Below are 24,604 nucleotides of genomic sequence, written 5' to 3'. Positions count from 1 at the left end.
CGGCGTGCCTTGCCGGGCATGCAAACTGTAAGGGCCGGGGCGTGTGCACCCCGGCCCTTGTCGTTTGGGGCGGCTTTTTTCCGCATCTGGAAGGCGGCGGACCATGACAAGCGTACGGCTTTCGGGTAGCGTGGAGGCGAGGTGTGTCCCATGTCCAACGACGGTCGTGGCAGGAAGGAACTTCTGGCCGAGATCGCGGCCCTCACTCGCCGGGTGGCCGAGCTCGAGGCGCAGCACGCCCAGAGCCTGGAACTGGAGCGCTCCCTGCGCAGCAACGAACATCGCCTGCGCCGCCTGCTGGAAAGCGTCACGGACTACGTCTACACCGTAAGCGTCCGGGACGGGCAGGCCGTCGCCACGATCCACGGCCCCAACTGCGTGGCCGTCACCGGGTATACGGCCGAGGAATACCAGCAAAATCCCCTGCTTTGGCTGGCCATGGTGCCGGAGGAGGACAGGCCGGCGGTGCTCGAGCACGCCGCGCGCGTGCTGGCCGGCGATCCCGCCCCGCTCGAACATCGCATCCTGCACAAGGACGGCACCGTCCGCTACGTGCGTAACACCCCGGTCCTGCACCACGATGCGGCCGGGCGCATCCTCTCCTACGACGGCATCATCAACGACATCACCGAGCGGCGTCGGGCCGAGGAGCTCGTCACGCGCATGTCCCTGCACGACGGCCTGACGGGGCTGCCCAACCGGGCCCTGTACACGGACCGCTTGCGCCAGACCCTGGCCCTGGCCGAGCGTTCCGGGGAAAAGGCGGCGGTGTATTTCATCGACCTCGACCGGTTCAAGGAAGTCAACGACGCGTGCGGCCACGAAACGGGCGACCGGGTGCTTGTCGAGGCGGCGAAGCGGCTTGCGGCCTGCGTGCGCCGCAGCGACACCGTGGCCCGGCTCGGCGGCGACGAGTTCGTGGCGCTGACCCCGGGGATCGGCGACGTCGCCAACGCGGGGCTCATTGCCGGGAAGATGGTCGCGGCCATGCGCTCGCCCTTTCACGCCCTGGGACATACGTGCAGGCTCGGGGCCAGCGTCGGTGTGGCGCTTTTCCCCGACGACGGCAAGCGCGCCGGAGAGCTCCTGCGCCTTGCCGACGCGGCCATGTACGCGGCCAAAAACGCCGGCCGCAACGGCTGGCGTCTGGTCCGCGACGTACCCGATCTTCAGCCGATCCAGCCCAGCAGCGACCACCAGCCGTAATCGAGGGGCCACAGGACGCAGACGCTGATTGCGGCCGTGATCAGGCACAGCCGCGTCACGTCCCCGGCTTTGAGGCCCCCGGTCTGGATGGCCACGACCAGCGGCGGGGCCTGGTAGGGCAGGATGACCGTGGAAAACCCGAGCACCTGCGTCATGGCCACGGTCAGGGGCGGCCAGCCGGTGGCCGCGGCCAGGGGATGCAGCAGGGGCGTGAGCACCGGGGGCACGCCCGGCAACGTCACCACCACCCCGACCAGGGCCGCCAGGCCGGCGAGCACGGCGAAGCTGGTCGCCGGGGCGTGCGGCGCGAGGGACAGCCAGGAAAGCGCCCAGGTTGCGACCCGGTTGCCCAGTCCCGAGGCGTCCGCCACCGCGCCGAGGCTCACGATGCCCGCGACGTAGTAGACGGGCTCGAATTGCAGCGCCGCAAAGGGCTTTTTGCCCATCAGCCCGCTTCCCGGAAACAGGCACCACACCGCGACCAGCATGCCGACCCAGGCGGCCGGAATGCCGTGCCAGGCGTCCGTGCTCCAAAGCGCCACGGCGAGCGCGAGCACCACGCTCAAGTGGATTTCCGGTCCCGTCATTTTGGTCGCAGCCTGGGGTTCCGCCTCCAGCTGTTCCCGTGGCGTGTCGCGGAACATGCGGATGAGCAGCGGGAGGAGGATGACCGCCTTGGCAAGGCCGAGGAGCGGAAAGTGCAGCAGCAGGTACTGGCCGTAATGGGGCGGCGTGCCGAGTGCGTGCTCCACCGCGCCGATGAAGACGGTGTTGGGGATGTTGGCCGGCAGGATGGCGAACGCGGGCAGGTAGGTGCCGAAGATGCCGGCCAGAATCACGCCGCTGCGGCCCCGGCTGCCCAGGGGATAGCCGAGCCGGTCGGCCAGGGCGGCGAGAATGGGCAACAGCAGCATGACGCGGCCCATGGCCGAGGGCATGGCGAAGGTCAGGCCCAGGCCGAAAAGCGATACCGCGACAACGGCGCGGGGAAAGGAGCGGCCGATGGCGGGGGCCAGGCGCGAGGCCAACCGGCCGCCGAGGCCGGTGTGCCGGATGGCCAGGCCGATGACCGCGCCGGCCAGTACCAACCAGGTCGCCGAGGAGGCGAAGCCCGCGAAGACCACGGCCGGCGGGGCCACCTTGCCGAGCATGCACAGGGAGAAGAAAACCAGCGCGGTCAGCCATTCCGGCAGCCAGCCCGTGGTCCAAAGTCCGATGCCGAGCAGGACGACGATGGCGGCCTTGCCCAGTGTGCCAAGGCCCAGGGACGGCAGGAGCAGGGCCGCGCCGGCGCAGATGACGGCGGCCAGGGCCATGCCCTGGCGCGGGCGGATGGCCATGCCCCCGGCCGCGGGCGTCTGGCGAGTGGTTACGGCTTGGGGCATGGCGCAGCCTCCTTTCGTGCTTCCAGAATCGTCCGGCTGTCGTCCAGGAACGCGGTGAGCAGGCGTACGCGGTAGGCGATGTCCTGCCGCCAGAAAGCCAGGCGTTCCCGGCCGGCGTCGGTCAGGTGGTAGATTTTCCTGGCCGGCCCCGGAACGCTCGTATCCCAGGAGCCGGAAATTTCACCTTGCGCTTCCAGGGCGTTCAAGGTGCGGTAGACCGCGCCCGTGTCCACACCGGACAGGGGCAGCAGTTCGTGCATGCGGGCGAAGAGCGCCGCGCCGTGCCCGGGCCCGTGCCCCAGGGCGAGCAGGAGAAAGGCGGGAAGATGGCGGTAGCCTTTGGTTTTTTCCGGCGGCATGGGAGTCCTCCTGAGTTGTTGGAAACATCTTACTGTAATTTACATCTAGATGTAAATTACATTTTTGAATGCCCTCGAGGGGGTGCGGCACGGGCAGGCCGACATGGAGGACGCTCTGGCGATACGGAAGCGGGCCGATGCGGGTGCAGGCCGCCCGGAACCGGCCTTGCCGGGGCGGTCTCGGGGCGCGGCGCGGCGGCAGGCGGCAAGGTGCGGATTGCGTAGCGCGGCGGGATATGCGACAGGTGCAGGAAGCGGTATTTTTCGGGGCAGGATGCGCCTTTTGCGCGGCGATGCGGGCGTGTGGCAGGCCGGGTTCCCCGCAACGGAAGCGGAGGCTGTTGTGGTTCGTTGGGCATGGTCAATTTGGCGGGGCGCGACGTCTCGTGCCGGCGGGTGAGCCATGAGATTCACGCAGGTCTGCATCGCAGCCTTGTTGTGCCTCGTTTACGGACGCGGCGTTGCAGGGGCTGCTGATTTGAGTGCGCTTTTTAAGGAAAACGAAGGCTCCGTCGTCACGGTCCGGGCCGGGAAGAACATTGGCACGGGTTTTTACGTCACGCCGGATTTCATCGTGACCAACCTGCATGTGCTGCGCGGCAGCGCGTCCGTCGGCTATTTCAAGAACTACGCGGACGGCGAGACGCCGGTCAAATACGTGGTCGGCGTGGACGCCCAGAACGATCTTGCGCTCCTGCTCGCGCCGACACCGGGAAAACCGGTGAAGATCGGGGTTCCGTCCGACGTCTCGCCGGGTGCGGAGCTTTTCGCCATCGGCTCGCCCCGGGGTTACGAAAAGACCATCACGAGCGGCATGCTGAGCCAGCGGCGCCAGGACGGGATCATGCAGGTTTCCATCGCCGTTTCGCCGGGGTCCAGCGGTTCTCCGGTATTCACCATGCAGGGCGAGGTGGTCGGCGTGGTGGTGGCGCAGCGACGGGACGCGCAAAACCTCAATTTCGCCATTCCTGCGGACCGGGTGTCGCAGTTGCTGCAAAAGTCGGGCGCTACGCCCAAGGCGCAGTACACGGAGATCGCGCAAAGCGATTTCGCGCGAGACCCCGGCCCGCTCGAGGGCGGCGCGGGCGGTTCCCTCGAAGTCGATTTCGTGGGTATCGACACCTCGTTGCCGGGCTGCAAGAATTTCTCTTCCACAATCTACGAGAATACCACAACCAGCCTGATCAAACGGTGCGTGTGCAACGACGCCGTCATGCTCACCAACAGGCTGTGCCAGTGCCACTCCTGTCGGCGCTGAGCGCCCCCGCGTCCGGCATGCCCGGCACGTTGCCAAGCTTGTATCGAACCGGTACAAACGGCTTGAGGCTTCGGACCACAACCCGGCCGGCCTGCCGGCCATCGGGGGGCACGTGTTCGGCACCATCAAGCGCGCGTTGGCGGGGCTTTTCTCGGGCAAGGATACCGAACTGCCCCAGGGCCTGACCGAGGAGCAGATCCAGGCGGAATTCAAGAAGCGCTACCACCAGTTCAAGCTACTGCTCACGGCCAACAAGAAAGCCCTGGAACTCATGTCCGAGATGGAGGAGGCCCTGCACGGCCGTCGCACCTTCGGCATGGCCTTCATCCGCGCCCATTCCACGGCCGTTTCGGTCAACGTCTACAAGATCGTCGAGCATATAAATGCCATCGCGCCGGGCAAGTACGCCGCGCTCTACGACCGCATCAAGGACATCCAACGCCGCATCGGCGAATGCTGGCAGCACGCGGACCAGGACGCGAATTCCGCTCTGGTCGTGCCCCTGGCCCAGGCCGGGCGGGACATGGCCGACCAGGTGGGCGGCAAGATGGCGGGGCTCGGCGAGATCGTGCGCCGCACGGGCCTGCCCGTACCCCAGGGGTTCGCGGTCACGGCCCGTGCCTACCGCCGGCTGGTGGAGGAAAACGATCTCAAGGACGAGATCAACCGCCTGCTCCAGACGGCCGGGCCCGACGACCAGCGCAACCTGCTCATCCTGAGCTCCCAGATCCGCAACAAGATCACCGATGCCACGGTGCCGGCCGACGTGGAAAAGGCCATTCTCGACGCCTACGCGGCCCTGTGGCGGCCGTTCGGGCAGCCCGTACCCGTGTCACTGCGCAGCTCGGCGCTCGGCGAGGACGAGGCCGGACAAACCTTCGCCGGCCAGTTCTCCTCCAAGCTCAACGTAGGCCCGGACGACATCCTCCAGTCCTACAAGGAGGTCCTGGCCAGCAAGTACAGCCCGCAGGCCATGACCTACCGCCTCAACCGGGGCATCCCGGACGAGGACGTGGCCATGTGCGTGGGCGTCATGGCCATGGTGGACGCCGCGGCCGGCGGCGTCATCTATTCGCGAAACCCGCTCGACATCCGCGACGACGCCATCCGCATCCACAGTGCCCTGGGCCTGCCCAAGTCCGTGGTGGACGGGTCCGTGGCCACGGACGAGTTCGTGGTGCGCCGGGGCGAGCCGCTCCTTTTGGCCGAGCGGCACATCCGGCACAAGGATCAGGTGTTCGTCTGCCTGCCGGGCGAGGGCGTGTGCCTGATGGAGGCCGCGGACGGACGGGCCGACACGCCGAGCATCGGGGACGACACGGCCCTGGCCCTGGCGGATGCCGCGGTGCGGCTGGAGACGATGTACGGCGCTCCCGTGGACGTGGAATGGGCCGTGGACGCGTCGGGCGCGATCACGTTTCTGCAGTGCCGGGAGCTGGTGCAGCTTCCGGGCGGCGCCTCGCCCGGGCGGCCATGCCGGGTGCACGGCCAGCCGCTTGCGGCGGACGGGGTCACGGCGAGCCCGGGCGTGGGCTGCGGGCCGGTGTTCGTGGTGCGCCGCGAGGCCGACCTGCTGCGCTTCCCCAGGGGCGGCGTGCTCGTGGCCATCGAGGCCCTGCCGCGCTACGCCTCGGTCATCGACATGGCTGCGGCCATCGTTACGGAAAAAGGCGGCGCGGCCGGCCATCTGGCCAACGTGGCCCGGGAATTCCGCGTGCCGGCGCTCATGGGCGTGGCCGGCGCGGCGCAGCTTCTCGCCGCGGGCGCGGAAGTGACCGTGGACGCCGACGGCCGCGCCGTCTACCAGGGCCGCGTGCAGGAGCTGCTCGACGCGGCGGCGAAGGAGCGCCAGCCCGCGCCCGAGCGGCAGACGCCCATGCACGCCATCCTGCGCCGGGTCATGGACCAGATCACGCCGCTCAACCTCATCGACCCCAACGTGCCGGAATTCGCCCCGGAGAACTGCCGCACGCTCCACGACATCACGCGCTTTAGCCACGAGAAGTCCGTGACCGAGATGTTCACATTCGGCCAGGAGTTCCATTTCTCCAAGCGGGCGGCCAAGCAGCTCAAGTACAAGGGCACGGCCATGAAGTGGTGGTTCATCAACCTCGACGACGGCTTCACCCACGATGTGCCGGGCAAGTACGTGAAGCTCGAGGAAATCTGCTCCATCCCGGTCGGGGCGCTGTGGGACGGCATCATCGCCATCCCCTGGCAGGGGCCGCCGCCCGTGGACGGTCGGGGGCTCATGTCCATCATCGCCCAGGCCTCGACCAACCCGCACCTGGAAGCGGCGACGCACTCCTCCTTCGCCGAGCGCAACTACTTCATGGTTTCGCACAACTACATGTGCCTAAGCTCCCGTTTCGGCTTCCATTTCTGCACGGTGGAGGCGCTTGTGGGCGACAGGCCCCAGGAGAACTACGTGAGCTTCCAGTTCAAAGGTGGGGCGGCGGAATTCTCGCGCCGCCGTCGCAGGGCCGAATTCGTGGCCGAGATCCTGGAGATCCGCGGCTTCACGGTGGAGGTGAGCGAGGACGCCTCGTTCGCCCGCATCAGCGGCGGGCCGCAGGAGGAGATGCTCACGGCGTTGAGGGGCATCGGCTACATGCTCATGCACACCCGCCAGCTCGACATGATCATGCACAACGAGGCCATGGTGCAAAGCTACAAGGAGAAGATCCTGACCGATCTGGTGACGGTGGCCGGCGCGCCGTCGCGCGAGATGCCGGCCTGCCCGGTCAGCGAGATGGCGCTGGAAGCGGAAACGACCGCATGAAGCGCCGGTCGATAACGTCCTTGAGCGCCATGCACCAGCGCCCGGAAAGGACCAGCGGCCCCTTGCGCAAAATGGCCCGGCCGTCGCCGCAATTGAGCAGCGCCAGGTAGCGCGTGCCGGTCTTGCGAAAGGGCGTCAGTTCCCGGCCGGTGAGGTACGCGAGCAGATTGGCGCAGAGCATCGGTCCCTGGCGCACGGCGTAGACTCCGGCCCGGGGTAGGGGACGTGGCGCGAAATGGATGCAGTCGCCGCCGCCGAAGAGATCGGGGTATAGCGGGCTTTGCAGGAAGGCGTTGACCGTAAGCCCGCCGCCGGCGTCGAGCGCCAGGCCGCTTTGCGCGAAAAGCGGCGGCGGCTGCGTGCCCGTGGCCAGGAAGCAGACGTCGAAGCGCGCGCCGCCGCCGCCGGCTAGCTCGGCCCGGCCGCCGGCTAGCTCGGCCCGGCCGCCGGCGATGCGCGCCACGCGGCCCGAAACGAGCCGCGCCCCGCGCCGCGTGAGCGAGGCGATGGCCAGTCGTCTGGCGCGCGCCGGCCAGCCGCAGAGAAGCCCCCGGCCGGTGGCGACCGTGACCAGGGGCGTTTTCACGCCAAGGCCCGCGAGCAGCCCGAGGGCGTTGCCCGCCACCTCGAACGCCGAGGCCCCGCCGCCGATGACGAGCACCTGCACCGGTTCCCCGGCCTCGGCCCGCGATTCGATGTCGCGCCGGGCGGCAAGCAGGTTCTCGATGGGTTTGACCGGATAGACGCCCGCCCCGGGCGCGGCCTCCACGGGAAAGGGCGGCGCGGCCACGCTGCCGACGCCGAAACTCGCGGCGTCGTAGCCGATCTCCCGCCCGTCCGACAGGACGAGCGTCTTCGCCTCCCCATCTATCCGCGCCACGCTCCCCGACACGAACGCCGCCTGCCCCCGTTCCCTGCCCCCTTCCCGGGAGGTCCGGGAGGGGGCCCGCCCCTCCCGGCCGCCGGAGGCGTTCTTCACCATGCTCTCCACATCGAACCGCAGCTCCTGCGGCGCGTAGCGGCCGGAGAGCATGCCCGGCCCCATGCCGGAGTAGGAGAGGAAGGGGCTCGGCGCGACGCAGACGACATCGATGCCCGCGCCGAGGAAGGCCCCGAGGCGGGAGAGCGTGAACAGATGGGCATGGCCGCCGCCGGCCAGGACGAGGCGTTTGCGCATGGTTCCCTATACGGAAACCGCGGCGGGCAGGGAAGGCGCGAAGCGTTACAAATGCAAAACGGAACCTGGCGGCGTCAGGCGTCTGCGGCGATGACGCCCAGGCGCTCCAGTTCCGCCAGGATGGATTTTTCGTCCACGGGCTTTTGCAGAAACGAGGTGGCTCCGCCGAGGTACATGGCGTTGTGGGTGTCTTCGCCGTCTTCGAGGACCGAGGTGATGATGATCTTGCAGCAGGCGTCGTCGGCCACGCCGAAATCCTTCTCGATTTCGCGGATCTCGTTGAGCGCCCTGGGGCCGTCGATCACGGGCATGAGCAGGTCCATGAAGACCAGCCCGTAGGGGCTGCCGCCTTCCAGGGCCTTTTTGAAGGCCATGATGGCGTCCTCGCCGTTGACCGCCGCGTCGCAGGCGGCATACGGGTGCAGGATGTACTCGAGAAAGCTGCGGCTGTAGAAATCGTCATCGACAATAAGCGCCCGCATGGTGCCTCCGGCAGCTTGAGGGTGGGACACTCCGCCTGCGTGACGGGGAACAGGGTTGTCGTACCGGCCGGTCGGCATTCCTGTCAAGAATGGTTATCCGCTAGTCGTTTTTAAGGATTGTCGCGTAGTTGCCCGCGCAGTGGCAGTCCGTGCCATAGCGCTGCACGTAGTCCAGGCGCGTGCGCAGGCAGGAGACCACGCCGTCGCGGAAAACGACCCAGACCTTGCCGTAGCCGGCGCAGACATAGGTCTCCGGGCCGATGATCGCCTGCTTGAGGGCCGGTGGGTTGCCCAGGAGCTCCTTGACGTTGGCCATGGACATGCCGGGCACGACGCGCCGGGCGGCGAAGGCGGCGTCCTCGCGCATTTCGTTTTGCATCTCCTTGGCCCGGAATTCCCTGTCCGCGCCGAAGGGGATGGCGGCCATGCGGGCCTCGGCGGCCTGACGGTCGCGCGTGGCGGTCTCGGCCAGGGCGGCGGCGCGTACCTGCGGGTTGGCGGCGAAGGCGGCCAGGCGCTCGATCAGCCCCGATTGTGGCGTTTTGGCGTGAAGCGTCAGGCGCACGGCCAAGCCGTCCGGAACCTTCCGGATTTCCTCGTCGGCCACGGCCACGGTAAGCAGGCTGTCGACGAAGGCGCGCAGGTCCTGCGTCGAGAGGCTTGTGTTGGCCAGGGCCGCATCGTGGGCCAAGGCCGCGGCGGCGTCGTCGAGGAGGCGGCCCCGGGCTTGCTGGGAGCACAGGCGGCGGGCCTGCCCCTGGTCCAGGTGGGGGCCGTAGAAGCAGGTAACGGTCTTGGAGAAGACGCGTTCGTCGGAAACCTGACGCCGGACGGCGTCCCCGCCGTCGGGCCGGGCCGGGTCTTGGTGCGGCGGCGTGGGCGGGGAAGCGGCCGGATCCGGGATGGCCTCGGCGGCGTAGGCGGGCCGTGGCGCGGCGGCGAATCCCGGAACGGGCGGCTGCTGGGCGGCGGCGGGACGCGGAAAAAGCGCGAGGCACAGGGCCAGGACCGGGAACAGGCGGCGCATGGCAGGCTCCTTGTTTGGCCTTTCCTAGCAAGACCCGTTCCCGAAAAAAAGGGCGCGGCCGATTTCCCGGCCGCGCCCCGCAAGGCATTGATGCAGATCCCGTGGGTTATTTCGGCAGCGGCTTGTGGCAGTCGCCGCAGGTCACGGGGCCCTTTTTCTGGTCCATGTGGCAGCCCATGCACTGCTTGTGGAAGGCGCGCATGAGCGAGGTGCGGCCGGGCTTGGCCACGGCGCTGTGGCAGTCGGAGCAGGGGATGCCGGAGGTGTCGGCCTCGGGATCGCGCTTGCCGTCCTTTTCGCCGTGGTGGCAGGCCGTGCATTCGGCGATGCCGGCTTTCTCGTTATGCTCGTCGTGGTTGAAGACCGCCGGGAGCCGGGTTTTGGTCTTGAAGCCCTCGTCGGGAATCGTCTTCATGTCCTGCTGGCCCAGGGCGGGCATCGCCAGGAAGCAGGCGACGACGAGAGCCGCAAGCGCAAACGGTATCGTGCGTTGTTTCATAGCGGGTTCTCCTGCGCCGGGCTTACTCGGCCTCGGGCTTCTCCATCAGTTCGTAGATGAGGTCGCCCAGGAACTTGGTGTGCATGCCGAGTTCGTACTTGCTGATGATGTCTTCCAGGCCGCCGTGACAGTTGTGGCAGGGCGCGACGAGCGTATGCACGCCCGTGGCCTTGAGCTGTTCGGCCTTGATGGAGTTGCCGGCGACGCGGACGTTCTTGAAGGGAGGCCCGCAGTTTATGACGCCGCCGCCTGCGCAGCAGCAGTAGTTGTGCTCCCGGTTGGGGTGCATCTCCACGACTTCCTCGCACAGGAAGTGGGTCACCTCGCGCAGCTTGTCCATGAGGCCGCGGCCCCGGATGACGTTGCAGGGGTCGTGGATGGTGACCGGCTCCGCGTACTTGTGGGTAATCTTGATGCGGCCCTGCTGGATGAGCTCCCAGAAGAACTCGATCGAATGGACCATGGGGACGGGAGTCCATTTCCAGCCGAGCCAGCGGTTGCCCACGTCGTAGACGGCGCGAAAGGCGTGCCCGCACTCGCCCATGACGATGCGTTTGACGCGGAGCTTCTGGGCCATCTCGTAGTGGGCGCGCTCGACCCGGCCCATGATCTCGGAGTCGCCGGAGAACATGGCCATGTTGGAGTTGTCCCAACCGGGCATGGACGGCATGGTCCAGTTGAGGCCGGCGGCGTTGAAAATGGCCGCGGCCTGGTAGATGAGCTGGGTGCGGAACTTGGGTTCCGGCGCGATGACCGAGTACATGAAGTCCGCGCCCTCGCGGTCGAGGGGAATGCGCAGCCCGGGGAATTCGTCGCGGGCCTCTTCCTCCTGCCATTGCAGGGTGTCGGGCCACTCGTCGTCCTTGACCCACATCTGGTTCATGGTCGCGGAGTGGCTGTGGGCGGTGTCCTGGATGTACTGCGGCGTGCAGCCGAGCTTGTGGCACAGCCGGCGCACCACGCTCATGATGTAGCCGGTGTCGATGCCCAGCGGACAGTAGTGGATGCAGCGCCGGCAGAGGTTGCATTCGGTGTAGGAGACCTGGGCGCATTCGTAGATGAGCTTCGGGTCGACCTTGCCCCCGGCCGCCATGAGCTTGGCCATGGTCTGGGTGACCTTGGCCGCGGGCATGTAGCTCGGGTCCTTGTGCGACATGTAGTAGTGGCAGGCCTTGGCGCACATGCCGCAGTGCACGCAGGTCTCCAGATAGGTTTTAAGGCGCGCGCCGCATTCGCCGGCGATCAGCTCCTTGAAGACTTTTTCTATTTTTTCCGGGGTCAGGCGGGAAACGCCGGCCCGCAACCCCGCGTCTTCGATAAGACGGTCGGCAATGGTGCTCATGCAATCCTCCGGTGGCTACCAGTCCTTGGCGAATCTTACGGACCCGAATTCCGAGGCGATGTAGCCGCGCGAAAAGACCGCGAACAGCATGTGGGAGAGCCTCGTAAACGGGATGGCGACCAGCATGGCCTCGCCGCACAGGATGTGCAGCGTGGTGAGAACGAGGTTGTCGCCGATGCGATGATAGGCCAAAACCCCGGTCAGGAAGGTCAGCCCCACAAGCGACACCACGAACACGTCCTGGGGGGTGGTGAGGAAGCGCACTTCGGGCACGCTCAGGCGGCGCCACAGGAAGTAGGCGCAGATGAGCACCACCACGATGGCCAGGCCGTCGGCGACGCCGTCGGGCAGCGCCGGCCAGGACCAGCCCCGGAAGGTGTCGAAGAGCACGATGTGCCCCATGAGGAAGATCGGGACCAGGAACAGGCAGATGTGGAAGACGAACGTGGCGATGGTGACGCCGGGGTTTTCCTTCCAGCCCAGGGCCCCGAAGGGGGTGAACCAGTGGACAAGGGATTTGATGGCGTGGGGCCAGCTGATGTAGGTCATGAACGCGCCGTCCTTCTTGAGGGCAAGGGCGCGCATGGCCAGCAGGCGGTAGATGGAACCGATGATAAAAACGCCGAAGGCGAGCCAGGCCAGGGGGCCTACGGCGAGATCGTACAGGGCGTGCATGACTGTCTCCCTCCTATCCCGTGAAGGCTTCGACCGGAGCCACGATGCGGTGGAGCTTGCCGTCGGCGATGGCCCGGATGAGGACCTTGGTCCCGTCCGGGGAGAACGCGGGCTGGAAGCACTTGTCGAAGCTCTGGGCGTAGGCCTTGCCGTCGCAGACCACGGTGAATTTGCCGCCGCGTTCCACGGTCACGGCCAGATGCGCGCCGTCGGGGCTCCACACCGGGGGCCAGGCCATGTCGTAGCGGCCGGGCCAGACCTTGCCGTCGCAAAGGACCGCGAAGTTGGTGTTGTTGTCGTTGCCGAGCGCGGCCACGCGTCCGCCCGCGGGGCTGATCGTGAGGTCCGTGACCACGGGGAAGGTCGCGCCCCAGGGCGTGCCGTCCACGACCACGGTGAATTCGCCGAATTTCACGGCCGCGATGGCCGCGAGCTTGGAGCCGTCCGGGGCGTAGGCGGGATGCCACAGCTGGGCGAATCCCGGTCCCCAGACCATCTTGTCGTCGATGGCCATGCCCCAGGCCCCGGCCTTGCGCACGGGCGCGGCGACCTGCCCCGTGGCCGGGTTGAAGATCGGCCCCCAGGCGCAGGCGTAGGCACCTTCCCAGGCCTGGCCGTCCACGGCGATGGTGTAGTCGTAGAGCGTGCGGCGCACGGTACAGGCGGCATGCGCGCCCGTGGCGTCGAGGGCGGGGTTCCAACAGTTGACGAAGATGGAATCCCAGGCTTCGCCGTTTACCGCCACGCTGAAGATGCCTTTCTGGAACGTCTCGATGTCGGCCTGCCCCAGGGATTTGACCTGGACCACGGCGGCCGTGGCCTTGCCGTCCCGGGACAGCGTCACCATGTTGGCGTTCTCGTAGAGCGTCTCCCAGGGCTGGCCGTCCACGGCCAGGCCGTATTCGCCGTCGATCTGGACCGGCGCGGCGATGACGTCGCCCGCTTCGGAGAAAAGCGTGTTCCAGATATAGCCGAACTGGGTTTCCCAGGCCTGACCGTCCACGGCCATGGTCCATTCCCCGGCCGACTGGACCAGGGCGGTCAGCCTGCCGTCGGGGGAATAGCGGGGATACCAGATCTTGTCGAAGGTTTCTTCCCAGACCTCACCGTTGACTGCCATGGAAAATTCGGCGTCCGGCAAAGCGGCGACCATGGCCACGGTCTCGCCGTCGGGCGAGACGTAAGGTTCCTCCAGCCACTCGTACTCACGCGAGCACTTGCGCAAATCGTCGACGACGATGCGTGCGCCCGGCGTGAAGTCCCAGGACTGCGCGAAGGACATACCGACCTCCTTGACAGGTGAAAGACGCAGGAGCCGCGCAGTCCCGCGCACGGCCCCGAGCAAACGGACAAACAGACCCCAAAAAAACTCGCACTTGTTAGTCACGAATTTCACGTTTAGTCAAGGGGCCTGTCGTCTTAAGACATTAAGTAATATCGCCATATACGACGTAAAACGGTAGGGTATTCCACCATGACGCAGCCTGAAATCCCCGGCATCTCCGATCGACTTGGTTTGGTATTTACAAGCCTTGTCGTGCTGTTCCTTTGCCTCGCCCCGCCTTTGCACGCCGCGACGGCGCAGCCCTGGAACCCGCCGGCGGACCCGATGGATATCCCTTTGCCGCGTTCGGCGCGCCTCGGCGCTTCCGGAGAGGGGACGGCCCGGTCCCTGGCCCGCGGCGGCGGGGAGCCGGGCGGGGAGGCGACACCCGCCGGCTATGAAACCGCGCGCGGCGTCACCGAGGTTCTGGCCGGAGACTGCCGCGCCGGCGCGGCCCGGCTCGCCGCCGTGGCCGGACGCGCCGGCGCGCTCGCCGACGTGGCCGCCTATTACCTGGGCCTTGGCCGCTACCGCTGCGGCGACGCGGCCGGGGCCGCGAACGCCCTGGCGGGTCTGGCCGACGCGCCGGAGTCGTCGTTTCTCGGGCGCGACGCCCAGTACCTGGCGATCCAGGCCGCCTCCCGGGCCGGGGAGTACGCCCGCGCCCTGGGCTGGGCCCGGTCCTGGCTGACCGACGCCGAGCCTGCGCTTGCTCCGGAGGTCTGGCTGCGTGCGGCCGTGGCCGCGAACGCCCAGGGGCTGCGCCGCGATGCCACCGATTTCCTGCGCCACCTGTCCCTGGCCTGGCCCGACGCCAAGGCCGCCCGCGCCGGCAACGCGCTGGCGCGGGAGATTTGCAGGGAAGGCGCCTCCGGCGGCCAGGGCGCCGCCCTGGACCCGCCGGGGGGGATCATCCCCCCCGGCCCCCCTGGAAAGGGGGAAAAGGTGCTTTGCTACGATCCGGATGCGCCGTCGAACGTGCTGTTGCGGGCCGAGGCCATGGTGGAGAAGGGCGCGCCGCAGGCGGCGCTGGAACTGCTGGACGGCAGGCACGGCTTCGACGCCGGCCAGGCCGCCCGGGCGCAGTACGTGCGCGGCAAGGCGCTCTACCGGCTGCGGCGGTTCAAGGCCGCGGCCGAGACTTTCGCCCGCGCCGCCGCCGCGGACCCGGCCGCGCCCCTGGCCGGCTGGGCGCGCTACCATGAAGCGCGCTGCCTGTGGCGTTCTTTCGACGGGGAGGACCTCACGCGCATGGAGGCGCTTTTGCGCGAGGTGCTGGCCGCGCCCGTGCGCGACGATCCCTTGCGCGAGGTGGCCGCGCGCCATCTCGCCCTGCTGCTCGTCGAGCGGGGCCGTTTCGCCGACGCCCTCGCGGCCGCCGGGCAGTTGCACGGCCTGGCCGTGTCGCCGGACCTCGCCGCCCAGGGCGCGTCCCTGGCGGCGCTTCTACGCTACGTCACCGGCGACATGGAAGGCGCGGTCCGCGAGCTGGCCGCGTTTCCCGAGCGTTACCCGGACGACGACTGGGCCGACGGGGCGCGCTACTGGCGGGGGCGGGCGCTGGCGGCCCTGGGCCGGCCCGAGGAGGCGGCCAAGGCCTATCTGGACGCGCTTTCGCGCCGGCCCAATTCCTATTACGCCGGGCGGGCGCAGGCGGCGCTCGCCGCCATGGGCGCCGCCGCCGGGGACGGGGTCGTGGCCTCGGCCGTGCGCCAGGGGCCGCGCTGCCCGGGGCGCGGCGAACCGGCCTCGCCCGAAGCCGCCGCGGCCCTGGCCAAGGCGAGGCTCCTTGCCGACTCCGGCCTGCCGGCCCTGGGCGAGATCGAGCTCGATTTCGCCGCGCGGTCCATGCCCGAGCGCGCCGACCTCGCCATGGCCCACATCGAGGCCGCCGAGGCCATGGGCCGGCGCGGCGCGGTCATGCGCACGGCCTGGCGCACCTTCGGCGGCTGCCTCATGCGCGGCACGGCCGCCGACCTGCTCCCCTTGCGCGCGGCCCTGTACCCGCGCGCCCACGCCGGGCTGGTCGTCAACGCCCTTTCCGGTTCGGGCATCGACCCGGACATCGTGTATTCGCTGATCCGCCAGGAGAGCTTTTTCGATCCCCGGGCTGTCTCCGGGGCCGGGGCCGTGGGGCTCATGCAGCTGATGCCGGATACGGCCAAGGCCATGGGCAAAAAGCTCGGCATCAAGGTCGAGCGCAAGGACCTTTTCGATCCGGCGGTCAATATCCGCCTGGGGACGGCGTTTTTCCGGGAGCGGGTGGCGGGCGCGGGAAGCCTGGCCGCGGCGCTCGCCGGCTACAACGCCGGCCAGACGCGGGCGGCCTCCTGGATGCGGGGCTTCGGCGGCCTTGGCGAGGAACTCTTTACGGAACTGATTCCGTATACCGAAACGCGGGACTACGTGCGGCGCATCGACGCGGGCGCCATGATGTACGGCAGGCTCTACGGGCGCTGACGTGCGGCCAGTTCCTCCAGGGAGAACAGCCGGTTGGCGTCGAGGAGCATGACGAAATCGCCGTCGATGCGCGCCAGTCCCTTGACGAACTGGGGCGGCACGGCAAGCCCCATGTCCGGCGGCGGCAGAATGTCCGTCGGGGCGATTTCCACCACCTCGTGCACCGCGTCGGCCAGGGCGGCCATGGTGACGGGCTCGCCGTCGGCGTCGCGTTCGATGATGATGAGGCAGGAAGGCTTGGCCGTGTCGGGCAGCTCGAGCTTGGCGCGCGCGTCCACCACCGTGGCCGCGTTGCCGCGCAGGTTGACCACGCCGCGCAGGTGCGCGGGCGCAAGGGGCACCCAGGTCACGGGCAGCATGTCGAGCACCTCGGAAACGGCCGAGGACTCCAGGGCGAAGCGTTCGCCGCCGAGCGTCAGGGTGAGGTATTGTCGCGATGCGTCGTCTGCCATGCGCAACCGGTCCTTTGAAAAAAGAGGGAACGGTACGCTTCTACGCGAGTTGCGGCTTTTGGGCAATCGTCGTGACGCGCCGGGCGAGTGGAAAACGTCCCGCGCCCCGCGCTCAGGACGGCCGCACCGTCAGGACGGGAATCCTGGCGGTCTTGACCACCTTTTCGGCCACCGAGCCGAAGGGGATGCGGTCCACGCCGCGCCGGCCGTGGGTGCCCATGATGATCATGTCCGCGGCCGCCTCGCGGGCGGCTTCCAGAATTTTTTCCGGCGCGTAGCCGTACGCCACCCGGCCCTCGGCCCGCACGCCCGTAAAGCGCTCGGCCATGAATTCGCCCATGGTCCGGTTGGCGCCTTCGAGAATCTGCGCGACCAGGGTCTGGATGCTCTCCGCCGGCACGTACAGGGTCGTGTAGCGGTTCATGCTCGGCGAGACGTAGAGCACGAGCAGGCGCGCGTCGAGTCCCTTGGCGAAAAGCGTCGCGTACTCGGCCAGGTACTGCGCCGCCTCGGAAAAATCCACGGCCAGGAGAATGGTTTTGACATCGGGAGACATGGGGACGGCCCTCCAGGGGTTTCCCGCCGCAAGTCCTTTTTATCCCTGGCCCGCACGGTCGGCAAGGGCCGAAAAGGGCACGCCGCGCCGCCCGCCCGGCAAGGCTTGAACCAGGGGGCTTTTCGGCGTATGGCGGGGTTCGCCGTCACGGCATCGGAGGCTTCATGAGCAAACGCAGCAGCGTCGCGCTTGATACGATCTTGAAACAAGCCGTCAAAGTGGGCCGCTATCCCTGGATGGCCGGCCGGTTGGCGGCCATTGAAAAAGAGAAGATCTTTTTTTCGGCCCTGAACCCCCGGGCCGAAACCGGGCATGCCCGCAGCATCCGCCAGCTCTCCATCCGCATCACGGACATGTGCAACCTGCGCTGTCACACCTGCGGCCAGTGGGGCGACCACGGGTTCCTGCACGGCAAGAGCCTCAAGGATTTGAAGCGGCAGGAAATATCCCCGGAACGCTACCTCGAGTTGCTCGAGGACCTCGCCCGCAACGGCCACCACCCCTCGGTCTACCTCTGGGGCGGCGAGCCGACCATGTACGACGGCTGGCTGGAGATCGTCGAACGCGCGACGGAACTCAAGATGCCGACGTCCATCGTCACCAACGCCACCAAGCTCGTGCCCGCCGCGGACCGGCTGGCCGCCGCGCCCCTGTTTCTGCTCCAGATTTCCATCGACGGCCATTCGGCCGAGGTGCAAAACGCCGCCCGGCCCTCGGCCAGCGGCGCGGGCGACAATTACAAGGTCATCCAGGAAGCCCTGGCCGCCATCAAGGAAGCCAAGCGGGCCCACAAGACGAAGCTTCCCCTGGTCGCGTCGCTCACCACCATTTCGAGCGCCAATGTCAACCACCTCGTGGATATCTACGAAGCCTACAAGGACCGGGTGGACATCTTCGTCTACTACCTTTCCTGGTGGATCGACGAAAAAAGCGCCAAGGCCCACGACGAGGACTTTGCGCGCCGTTTCGGCTTCAAGCCCAAACTGCATTGGGGCTGGGTCGGCGACTGGACCATCAAGGACCACGAGACCCTCGACAAGCAACTGCGCGAAGTGCAGCGCCGCGCCAAGGGCTTCGGCAAGCCGGCCGTCAACATCATCCCCAACATCACAGGCCTGCCCAATTTGCAGGAATATTACAACAACCACGACGCCACGTTCGGCTACAACCAGTGCATCTCCATCTACCAGGCCGTGGAGCTCGATTCCAACGGCGACATGTCGCCCTGCCGCGACTACCATGACTACATCGTCGGCAACGTGCGCGACAAGACCATCACCGAGCTGTGGAACAGCGAGTCCTACCGCCGTTTCCGCGCGAGCCTGCACACCGAGGGCCTCATGCCCTCGTGTACCCGTTGCTGCGGGCTGATGGGGTATTGATGGCCGAGGCTTCCCGACCGGCCCGCGTGGTCATGCTGCTCCAGGATCTGGCGTTCGGGGGCACCCAGCGTCAGGCCCTGGAACTCGGCGCGCGCCTGGACCGCGCCCGTTTCGCCCCGGAATTCTGGATGCTCGCCGACGTGCGGGACTTCGCGCCCCACGCCGAAGCGGCCGGCATTCCCCTGACCTGGCTTTCGCCGTACCCCAAGGTCGGCGCGCTTTCCCTCGCGGCGCTGTGGAAAAAGTTCGCCAGCGACCGGCCCGACCTGCTCGTGCCGCTGACCGCCGTGCCCAACATCTGGGGCCGGGTGTTCGGCCGCCTGCGGGGCGTTTCGGCCATCGTCGGCACCTGCCGCGGCGGCGGGGCGATCAAACGCCAGCACGAACGGCTCTTGAAGGGCTTGGCCGCGCACCACATCGTCAACGCCGCGCCGCTTGGGGAAGCGCTCGTGCGCATGGGCCGGCCCGAATCCGCCGTGACCTGCATCGCCAACGGTGTGGACACGGCTCATTTCGTGCCGCCGCCCGAGGAACTGCGCCCGGTGCGCGAGGTGGTCCTTTGCCCGGCGCGGTTTTGCGAGGACAAGGACCACGAGACGCTCATCCAGGCCTTTGCCTACACCGTGGCCAAGCGGCCGCGCGCCGAGTTGTGGCTGGTCGGCGACGGGCCGCTGCGCACGCGCGTGCGCACCCTTGCGGCCAGGAGCCCCGTGCGGGGGCTCATCCGCACCTATCCGGCCACGCCCGACCCCAGGCCTTTTTTCCAGCAGGCGTCGGTGGTGGCGCTGTCCTCGGTGCGCGAGGGCCTGCCCAACGTGCTGCTCGAGGCCATGAGCATGGGCATTCCCGTGGCGGCCACGGCCGTGGGCGGCATTCCGGACCTGGTCGAGCCCGGCCGCACGGGCCTGCTCTGCCCGCCGGGCAACGCCCAGGCCCTGGGCGAGAATATTGCAAAGCTTCTGGCCGACGCAGCCTTGCGCCGCGCCTGCGGCGAAGCCGCCCGGGAGCGCGTGCTGGCGCATTTTTCCATGGAACGGATGGTGCGCCGTCACGAAGATGTGTTTGAAAAGGTGTTGTCCGATGCGGCCGGGCGATGAAGCGGGCGGGAAAACCCCGGGACGCCGCCCGCGCAGGGAGCATGCCATGACGCTTTTCGTTCAACCGGTGCTTTGGGCCCTGTTGCTGCTGGCCGTTCCGGCCATGGCCGCCGTGGCCGGCGAGCCCGACCTGTCAGGCCTTTGGCGCGGGTCGCTCTACGGCTCCGACGTCCAGGCGCGGGTGGAGCAGGAAGGCCACCACGTCAAGGCCGAGGTCGTGGTCGTGGCCATGACCGGCGAAACAAACGTCTATCATCTGGTCGGCGCGGTCTTTAACGGCCATGTCTACATGGTGCACGGCAGCGGCCACGTCTTCGAGGGCGACGCCACAAGCGGGGCGATAAGCGGCGTGCTGACCACCAAGGGCGGCAGCCGTCTCGACGTGCAGGCGACCAAGGTGCCGCTTCAGGGCGGCAGGAAGACGCCGTCAGACGGCACCGCCGCGGCCGCGTCGCGCCGTCCGGGCTGATTTTCCCCAGGAGGATTCGTGCTTTTGTTCGCGTTTGCGGTCATGGCCGCGCAACTTGCGGTCCTGACGGCGCTCTATCTGCTTGGCCGACGCCATGTGCGCGGCGGCGCGGGCCCCGAGCCCATGCCCGAAACCTGCCCCCGTCTCGGGGTCATCGTGCCCGTCACGGGCGACCATCCGGGCATGCGCGAGGCCGTGGCCTCGCTGCTCGACCAGGATTATCCCGATTTCGTGGCGGTCTTCGTCACGGCCACGGCAGACGACCCGGCCGTGGCGCTCGTGCGGGGCGTGGCCGGCGACGATCCCCGCGTGCTTCTGGTCACGGCCGGCCCGGCCGCGCGCTGCGGCCAGAAAAACCACAACATCCTGGCCGGCATGCGCGCCGCGGCAACGGCCGAGGTGTTCGTCTACTGCGACTCGAGCCACGTGGCGGACCGGCATTTCCTGACCAACCTGGCCGCGCCGGTGATCCGGGGCGACGCGCCCATGACCAGCGGCTTCCACAAGATCGTGCCGGGCGACGCGGCCACGGGCACCATCGGCATGGCCGTCACCTGCATGGCCCTGCACCTGCTCCAGCCCATCCGCGCCATCACCCAGCCCTGGGGCGGGGCCATGGCCATTTCCCGGCAGGCCTTCGACCGTTTTGGCCTCAGGGAGCTTTGGGGCAGCAACATCGTGGACGATTTCTCCATGGGCCCGCACCTGCACCGCTTCGGCGTGGCCGCTTGGCCCGTGGCCGCGGCATGCCTGGAAACGCCCATGGCCGGCATGACGCTGGCCCGCTGGGACGACTGGCTCACGCGCCAGCTGCTGTACCTCAAGTTCTGCATCCCGCCGGGCTGGCTGGTGTCCATCGTCGCGGTCTTTCTGCTCTCCGCGCCGCCGCTTTTAGCCCTCTGCGTGCTTGCCGCCTGGGCCTTCGGCGCGGCCGGCGGCGCGGCCGCCGTGGCGGCGCTGGCCTACCTCGCCGCGTTTTCCGGCCTGGGGCTCTGCTACCGCGGCCTTTGCCCGCGCAAGGTCGGCGTTTTCGCCTGGCTGCGCGGCTACGCCGCCACCTTCGCCATGCTGGCCTGGTGCTTCGGCCGCACGTTTGCGACCAACACCATGTCCTGGCGCGGCATCGCCTACAAGGTGGGCTGGGGCGGCGTGGTGCGCGAGGTGCTGCGCAAGGGCTGAGCGGCCGCATGCTGCAAATGAAACGGCCGCCGTTCCCGGGCAGGGAGCGGCGGCCGTTTTGCGTAATACGCACGGCGCAGGGATTTCTCCTCGCGGATTCGTCAAATGATGGAGGCGGCCGTTTCACCCCTTTGGGGGTGGTCCAGGAGGGGCCTTCGGCCCCTCCTGGACGCCGGAGGCGTTTTTCCTGTCTCCAAGCCGTTACACCACGCCGGCCTGGACCTTTTGCGCGGCCAGCTCCTTTTTCCACTGCAAGACGAGGAAGACGAAGGGCACCAGGGCCAGGATCTCCGGAATCTCCCGGATGCCGATGCGCATGGTGGCGAAATAGAGCCCCGCGCCGCAGGCGCAGGCCAGCGCGATGCGCCACATGGATTTCACGTCGATGATGCGCATGGTGGCCTGGCAGTAGCTTGTGGTGGTCACGGCCACGGCCGCCTTGGTGACGAGCATGGCCAGGCACGTGCCGAGCAGCGGATCGGCCGGGATGAGCGTGTAGCACAGCGCCAGGTTGAGCGCGAGGCCCCCGATGTAGATGAAAAGGAGCAGCCGCTGCTTGCCCTGGCTCATCATCAGGTAGGCGGAGAGGTTGTGCACGAAGCCGCAGATGATGGTGCCGACGAGCCATTTCTGCATCCACATGGCGTCGTGGTAGGCCCCGCCGTAGATGAGCCCGATCAGGCGGTCGGACTCGATGAAAAGCACGAACATGATGGGGATCGAGGCCCCGATGAGCCAGCGCACGGAGTTGTTGGCCAGCCGCTTGAATTCGCGCCGGTCGTTTTTCCACAGGCGCACGAACAGCGGATAGAGGATGCTGCGCAAAAGCAGGTTGGAGACGAGGATGGAGATGCCGTCCACGAGCTCCCAGGTGACGCTGTACTGGGCGACCTTGGTCGGGCCGGCCTGACCCTGGAGGAAGTAGAGGTTGGCCTTGTTGTAGAGGATGGCGGCCAGGGCCATGAGCACGAAGGTGGTGCCGTGCTTGGCCGTGGCCCAGGTGCGGGCCAGGGACTTGCGCTTGAGCGTCAGGCCGGTGAAATCCGTCTTCCTAAGCGCCATCCAGACGCCGCCGGCCAGGTTGGAGACGTTCTCGATGACCTTGAACAGCGCGATCCAGTGCGGCGCGGCCCCCAGCGCCAGAAGCGAGATGGCGTACCCGTAGCCGAGCACGCCCGAGACCACGCGGATGCGCCCCTCGAGATCCTGCCGGCCCTCCACGCGGATGGCCACGAAAAAGGAGCTGGCGACGGCCTCCAGGCCCACGCCCGCGGAGATGACCATGACGAGGTTTTTTAGCCCCGATGTGTAGCCCTGCCAGTAGATGAAGATCACGACCCCGATCCAGCCGGCGACGAGCAGGATGCCCTTGAGCAGCGTGTACTGGGCGAGAATGTCGCCCTTGTGGCTGTACTTCTTGCTCAGCGACGCCACGAGCGGCTGGTTGAGGCCGAATTCGCCGAGGAAGAGGATAATGGAGGCCAAGCCGAAGGCCACCATGAATTCGCCGTAGTCGCTGGTGGAAAGTCGGGCCAGATAGATCAGGAAAAAGGTGTGCAGGGCGTCGTGAATCCACTGTGCCCCGGCCAGGTGTGCGAATTTGGAAACGATGCCGTAGGACGGGCGGGATGCCTTTTTAGGCGGGTTCTGTGCGGCTTGGGGCATGGGGATTCCCCCTCCCGGCCGCGCGGGCGGCCGGGAGGGAAGGGGAGACTATTTCGCCTTGGCTTTCTTTTTGGCGGCCTTGCCGCCCTTTTTGGCGGGCGCGGCCTTGGCGTCGGCCTTGCCCGCCTTGCCATCCCTGGCGGCCGGGGCCGGCTTGGGCGTCGGGACAGGTTCGGGGGCTTTCGCCGGCTCGGGTTCGGGCTGCGGCGCGGGGGCGGCCGGTTCCGGCCCGGGTTGCGGGGCCGGTTCGGGCTTCCTGGCGGGCTCGGGCATGGCCACGGCCGGCGGGATGTCGATCTTCACGGCCGGCTGGTGCATTTCCTTGGCCACCGGCGCGGTTTCCTGGCGCGGCGCGGGAACGGGCTCCGGCTCTTTGGCCGGCGCGGGTTCGGGCGTCGGTTCGGGCTGCGGCGCGGCGGCGACAGGCTCGGGTTCGGGCTGCGGGGCCTGCTCGGCCGCTTGCACGGGCTCGGGGGCTTTCGCCGGCTCCGGTTCGGGCTGCGGCGCGGGGGCCGGTTTCGGATCGGGGGCCGGTTCCGGCTCGGGCGTGGCGGGAGCGGCCTTGCCGCCGCAGCAGCCGCGCGGGGCGCACTGGATGAACGCGCCGAATTTTTCCAACTCGTCCACGCGGCAGCTCCAGACCATCTTGCCGTCGTGGAGGATGGCGTCGGGGCAGCCGTCGCACATGTTCTGGCGGCCGTCGTCGAAGAGGTCGCAGGGCTGGATCACCATGATGGACTGGATGGACAGCGGCTTGAACCACATCTTCGGCTTGGTCAGCAGGCGGCCGAAGATCTTGCGCAGGCTGGCGTTGAAAAGCGCCAGCGGCAGGAGCTTTTGCACCCCCTGCATCCAGCACGGCCGCGAGTAGGCGAGGTAGGTGCCGAAGAAGAGGTGGTGGAAGATCTGCGTCCACTCGGCGAATTTCGCGTCGAGGTAGCCGAGGATTTCGTCTTTCGTGCCCACGCGCAGGGTGAGCAGCCATTTCATGGACTGCGGGTCCTCGGTGCCGTTGAGGTAGGCGCAGGGCTCGTGCTCCGGATAGGCCAGGCGGATGGCGTCGGCGATCTCCTGGGAGACGAGGTCCTGGTGGGTCTCCTGGTTGTCGAGCTGGTAGACGAGGTTGCCGACGTCGACGGGGCGGCCGTTGGCGAACACGTCGAAATTGTTCTTTTTGCGCGCCGAGCGGAACAGGATGAACACCATCGTCTGGATGATGTCGATGTGCTCGTGGGCAAAGCGCGTGAGCATGGGGATATCGGAGAGGGTGTCGCGGTAGATCGTGGCGTTAAAGGAACAAGCGATCTTGCCCTCGCCGTGCTCGTGGATCATCTCCGCGAGTTTGAGGCGCAGTTCGCACAGGTCCTTTTCGGAAGCGCCCTTCCAGCCGGGGCGTCTCTGGTGGGAGTCCACGTGCATGGTGAATCCCACGACCCCGGCGGCGGCCAGTTCGCGCACGAGTTCCGGGGTGAGCGCCTGGCCGTTGGAGTTGATGACGGGCTTCCAGCCCTTGGAAGCCACGTAGCGCACCAGCGGCACGATGTCGGGGTAAATCAGCGGCTCGCCGCCGGCGATGGAGATGTTGTCCGTGCGCCGAAGCGTCTTGACCGTTTCCAGTTCCCGGATGACGTCGGCCAGGGGACGGTGTCCGTCGGGATCGTTTTCGCGGTAGCAGCCCTCGCAGTACAGGTTGCACTTGGTGGTGGGCTCGAGCCAGGTGATGGCGTTGTCGGCCAGGTTCCAGGGCAGGCGGTAATATGATCCCGGGGTCAGCGGTCGTTTTCTCATGGCGCTCCGGTCCGTTCGGCGAAGATTTGGCCGCATCGAA

General features: G+C 67.8%; 21 protein-coding genes. 8 read left to right on the top strand and 13 right to left on the bottom strand.

The genetic code is table 11. The features are described 5' to 3' along the window. Positions 1–150 precede the first annotated feature (150 nt). Complete coding sequence (locus tag Q368_RS0101100; RefSeq protein WP_052359953.1) at positions 151–1,206, top strand: sensor domain-containing diguanylate cyclase; 1,056 nt, start codon at positions 151–153, stop codon at positions 1,204–1,206. Here Q368_RS0101100 and Q368_RS0101095 read toward each other — a convergent pair. Both Q368_RS0101095 and Q368_RS0101090 read right to left on the bottom strand, forming a co-directional pair. Beyond that, positions 1,170–2,591, bottom strand: a complete 1,422-nt coding sequence (locus Q368_RS0101095) for an SLC13 family permease (RefSeq protein ID WP_029456890.1) — start codon at positions 2,589–2,591, stop codon at positions 1,170–1,172. The genes Q368_RS0101100 and Q368_RS0101095 overlap by 37 nt on opposite strands. After that, positions 2,576–2,950, bottom strand: a complete 375-nt coding sequence (locus Q368_RS0101090; protein ID WP_052359952.1) for a helix-turn-helix transcriptional regulator — start codon at positions 2,948–2,950, stop codon at positions 2,576–2,578. The genes Q368_RS0101095 and Q368_RS0101090 overlap by 16 nt, the downstream gene beginning before the upstream one ends. Positions 2,951–3,428: 478 nt before the next feature. Between Q368_RS0101090 and Q368_RS0101085 the strand changes: the two genes are divergently transcribed. Beyond that, positions 3,429–4,208 carry a S1C family serine protease gene (locus Q368_RS0101085; RefSeq protein ID WP_029456888.1) on the top strand — a complete coding sequence of 260 codons (780 nt, stop codon included), beginning with the start codon at positions 3,429–3,431 and terminating at the stop codon, positions 4,206–4,208. 112 nt (positions 4,209–4,320) lie between these two features. Then, positions 4,321–6,990 (top strand): PEP/pyruvate-binding domain-containing protein, encoded by a 2,670-nt coding sequence (locus tag Q368_RS0101080; protein ID WP_029456887.1) that lies wholly within the window; start codon positions 4,321–4,323, stop codon positions 6,988–6,990. Here Q368_RS0101080 and Q368_RS0101075 read toward each other — a convergent pair. The 7 genes from Q368_RS0101075 to tmcD form a co-directional block, all read right to left on the bottom strand. Further along, complete coding sequence (locus Q368_RS0101075; RefSeq protein WP_029456886.1) at positions 6,953–8,167, bottom strand: NAD(P)/FAD-dependent oxidoreductase; 1,215 nt, start codon at positions 8,165–8,167, stop codon at positions 6,953–6,955. The two genes, Q368_RS0101080 and Q368_RS0101075, sit on opposite strands and share 38 nt — an antisense overlap. Before the next feature lie 74 nt (positions 8,168–8,241). Next, positions 8,242–8,649, bottom strand: coding sequence for a response regulator (locus Q368_RS0101070; protein WP_029456885.1), 408 nt, complete (start codon positions 8,647–8,649; stop codon positions 8,242–8,244). A gap of 100 nt (positions 8,650–8,749) precedes the next feature. Further along, the gene (locus Q368_RS0101065) at positions 8,750–9,676 is read right to left on the bottom strand and encodes a hypothetical protein (protein WP_245611255.1); all 927 of its coding nucleotides are present in this window, start codon (positions 9,674–9,676) and stop codon (positions 8,750–8,752) included. 106 nt (positions 9,677–9,782) lie between these two features. Further along, positions 9,783–10,175 carry an acidic tetraheme cytochrome c3 TmcA gene (gene tmcA / locus Q368_RS0101060; RefSeq protein WP_029456883.1) on the bottom strand — a complete coding sequence of 131 codons (393 nt, stop codon included), beginning with the start codon at positions 10,173–10,175 and terminating at the stop codon, positions 9,783–9,785. Between the two features lie 22 nt (positions 10,176–10,197). Then, the gene (gene tmcB / locus Q368_RS0101055) at positions 10,198–11,517 is read right to left on the bottom strand and encodes an electron transfer complex ferredoxin TmcB (RefSeq protein WP_029456882.1); all 1,320 of its coding nucleotides are present in this window, start codon (positions 11,515–11,517) and stop codon (positions 10,198–10,200) included. A gap of 15 nt (positions 11,518–11,532) precedes the next feature. Next, a complete protein-coding gene (tmcC, locus tag Q368_RS0101050; RefSeq protein ID WP_029456881.1) occupies positions 11,533–12,192 on the bottom strand; it encodes a TmcC family electron transfer complex membrane anchor subunit in 660 nt (219 codons plus the stop codon). 13 nt (positions 12,193–12,205) lie between these two features. Beyond that, entirely contained in the window at positions 12,206–13,474 is a 1,269-nt protein-coding gene (gene tmcD, locus Q368_RS0101045; protein ID WP_029456880.1) for an electron transfer complex subunit TmcD, read from the bottom strand. Positions 13,475–13,801: 327 nt separating this feature from the next. Here tmcD and Q368_RS0101040 point away from each other — a divergent pair, with 327 nt between their 5' ends. Then, positions 13,802–15,976, top strand: a complete 2,175-nt coding sequence (locus Q368_RS0101040; protein WP_245611254.1) for a lytic transglycosylase domain-containing protein — start codon at positions 13,802–13,804, stop codon at positions 15,974–15,976. Here Q368_RS0101040 and Q368_RS0101035 read toward each other — a convergent pair. Next, the gene (locus Q368_RS0101035) at positions 15,964–16,428 is read right to left on the bottom strand and encodes a chemotaxis protein CheW (protein WP_029456878.1); all 465 of its coding nucleotides are present in this window, start codon (positions 16,426–16,428) and stop codon (positions 15,964–15,966) included. The two genes, Q368_RS0101040 and Q368_RS0101035, sit on opposite strands and share 13 nt — an antisense overlap. Positions 16,429–16,540: 112 nt before the next feature. After that, entirely contained in the window at positions 16,541–16,984 is a 444-nt protein-coding gene (locus tag Q368_RS0101030) for a universal stress protein (protein ID WP_029456877.1), read from the bottom strand. A gap of 164 nt (positions 16,985–17,148) precedes the next feature. Here Q368_RS0101030 and Q368_RS0101025 point away from each other — a divergent pair, with 164 nt between their 5' ends. From Q368_RS0101025 to Q368_RS0101010, 4 genes are read left to right on the top strand one after another with little or no spacing between them, the layout of a single operon-like run. After that, positions 17,149–18,366: a radical SAM protein gene (locus Q368_RS0101025; RefSeq protein ID WP_029456876.1), complete on the top strand. Its 1,218-nt coding sequence runs from the start codon at positions 17,149–17,151 to the stop codon at positions 18,364–18,366. Continuing rightward, the gene (locus Q368_RS0101020) at positions 18,366–19,463 is read left to right on the top strand and encodes a glycosyltransferase (RefSeq protein ID WP_029456875.1); all 1,098 of its coding nucleotides are present in this window, start codon (positions 18,366–18,368) and stop codon (positions 19,461–19,463) included. Before Q368_RS0101025 ends, Q368_RS0101020 begins: the two co-directional genes overlap by 1 nt. A 46-nt stretch (positions 19,464–19,509) precedes the next feature. Beyond that, positions 19,510–19,932 carry a hypothetical protein gene (locus tag Q368_RS0101015; protein WP_029456874.1) on the top strand — a complete coding sequence of 141 codons (423 nt, stop codon included), beginning with the start codon at positions 19,510–19,512 and terminating at the stop codon, positions 19,930–19,932. 18 nt (positions 19,933–19,950) lie between these two features. Then, on the top strand, positions 19,951–21,111 hold the full coding sequence (locus tag Q368_RS0101010; RefSeq protein ID WP_156955613.1) for a glycosyltransferase: 1,161 nt from the start codon (positions 19,951–19,953) through the stop codon (positions 21,109–21,111). Positions 21,112–21,312: 201 nt separating this feature from the next. Here Q368_RS0101010 and Q368_RS0101005 read toward each other — a convergent pair whose 3' ends face one another. Both Q368_RS0101005 and Q368_RS0101000 read right to left on the bottom strand, forming a co-directional pair. Continuing rightward, complete coding sequence (locus tag Q368_RS0101005) at positions 21,313–22,776, bottom strand: oligosaccharide flippase family protein (protein ID WP_029456872.1); 1,464 nt, start codon at positions 22,774–22,776, stop codon at positions 21,313–21,315. Between the two features lie 48 nt (positions 22,777–22,824). Continuing rightward, positions 22,825–24,564, bottom strand: coding sequence for a radical SAM protein (locus Q368_RS0101000; RefSeq protein WP_029456871.1), 1,740 nt, complete (start codon positions 24,562–24,564; stop codon positions 22,825–22,827). Between the last annotated feature and the right edge of the window lie 40 nt (positions 24,565–24,604).

It is taken from the genome of Solidesulfovibrio alcoholivorans DSM 5433, from assembly GCF_000702665.1.
GTDB lineage: Bacteria > Desulfobacterota > Desulfovibrionia > Desulfovibrionales > Desulfovibrionaceae > Solidesulfovibrio > Solidesulfovibrio alcoholivorans.
This window is presented reverse-complemented; position numbering and strand designations above follow the sequence as displayed.

Coding starts and splice junctions, on each gene's coding strand:
- Q368_RS0101065 (WP_245611255.1), bottom strand. CDS start 9,676: ATGCGCCGCCTGTTCCCGGTCCTGGCCCTGTGCCTCGCGCTTTTTCCG.
- Q368_RS0101005 (WP_029456872.1), bottom strand. CDS start 22,776: ATGCCCCAAGCCGCACAGAACCCGCCTAAAAAGGCATCCCGCCCGTCC.
- Q368_RS0101070 (WP_029456885.1), bottom strand. CDS start 8,649: ATGCGGGCGCTTATTGTCGATGACGATTTCTACAGCCGCAGCTTTCTC.
- Q368_RS0101035 (WP_029456878.1), bottom strand. CDS start 16,428: ATGGCAGACGACGCATCGCGACAATACCTCACCCTGACGCTCGGCGGC.
- Q368_RS0101015 (WP_029456874.1), top strand. CDS start 19,510: ATGACGCTTTTCGTTCAACCGGTGCTTTGGGCCCTGTTGCTGCTGGCC.
- tmcA (WP_029456883.1), bottom strand. CDS start 10,175: ATGAAACAACGCACGATACCGTTTGCGCTTGCGGCTCTCGTCGTCGCC.
- Q368_RS0101040 (WP_245611254.1), top strand. CDS start 13,802: ATGGATATCCCTTTGCCGCGTTCGGCGCGCCTCGGCGCTTCCGGAGAG.
- Q368_RS0101000 (WP_029456871.1), bottom strand. CDS start 24,564: ATGAGAAAACGACCGCTGACCCCGGGATCATATTACCGCCTGCCCTGG.
- Q368_RS0101090 (WP_052359952.1), bottom strand. CDS start 2,950: ATGCCGCCGGAAAAAACCAAAGGCTACCGCCATCTTCCCGCCTTTCTC.
- Q368_RS0101095 (WP_029456890.1), bottom strand. CDS start 2,591: ATGCCCCAAGCCGTAACCACTCGCCAGACGCCCGCGGCCGGGGGCATG.
- Q368_RS0101025 (WP_029456876.1), top strand. CDS start 17,149: ATGAGCAAACGCAGCAGCGTCGCGCTTGATACGATCTTGAAACAAGCC.
- Q368_RS0101030 (WP_029456877.1), bottom strand. CDS start 16,984: ATGTCTCCCGATGTCAAAACCATTCTCCTGGCCGTGGATTTTTCCGAG.
- tmcD (WP_029456880.1), bottom strand. CDS start 13,474: ATGTCCTTCGCGCAGTCCTGGGACTTCACGCCGGGCGCACGCATCGTC.
- Q368_RS0101100 (WP_052359953.1), top strand. CDS start 151: ATGTCCAACGACGGTCGTGGCAGGAAGGAACTTCTGGCCGAGATCGCG.
- Q368_RS0101075 (WP_029456886.1), bottom strand. CDS start 8,167: ATGCGCAAACGCCTCGTCCTGGCCGGCGGCGGCCATGCCCATCTGTTC.
- Q368_RS0101020 (WP_029456875.1), top strand. CDS start 18,366: ATGGCCGAGGCTTCCCGACCGGCCCGCGTGGTCATGCTGCTCCAGGAT.
- tmcB (WP_029456882.1), bottom strand. CDS start 11,517: ATGAGCACCATTGCCGACCGTCTTATCGAAGACGCGGGGTTGCGGGCC.
- tmcC (WP_029456881.1), bottom strand. CDS start 12,192: ATGCACGCCCTGTACGATCTCGCCGTAGGCCCCCTGGCCTGGCTCGCC.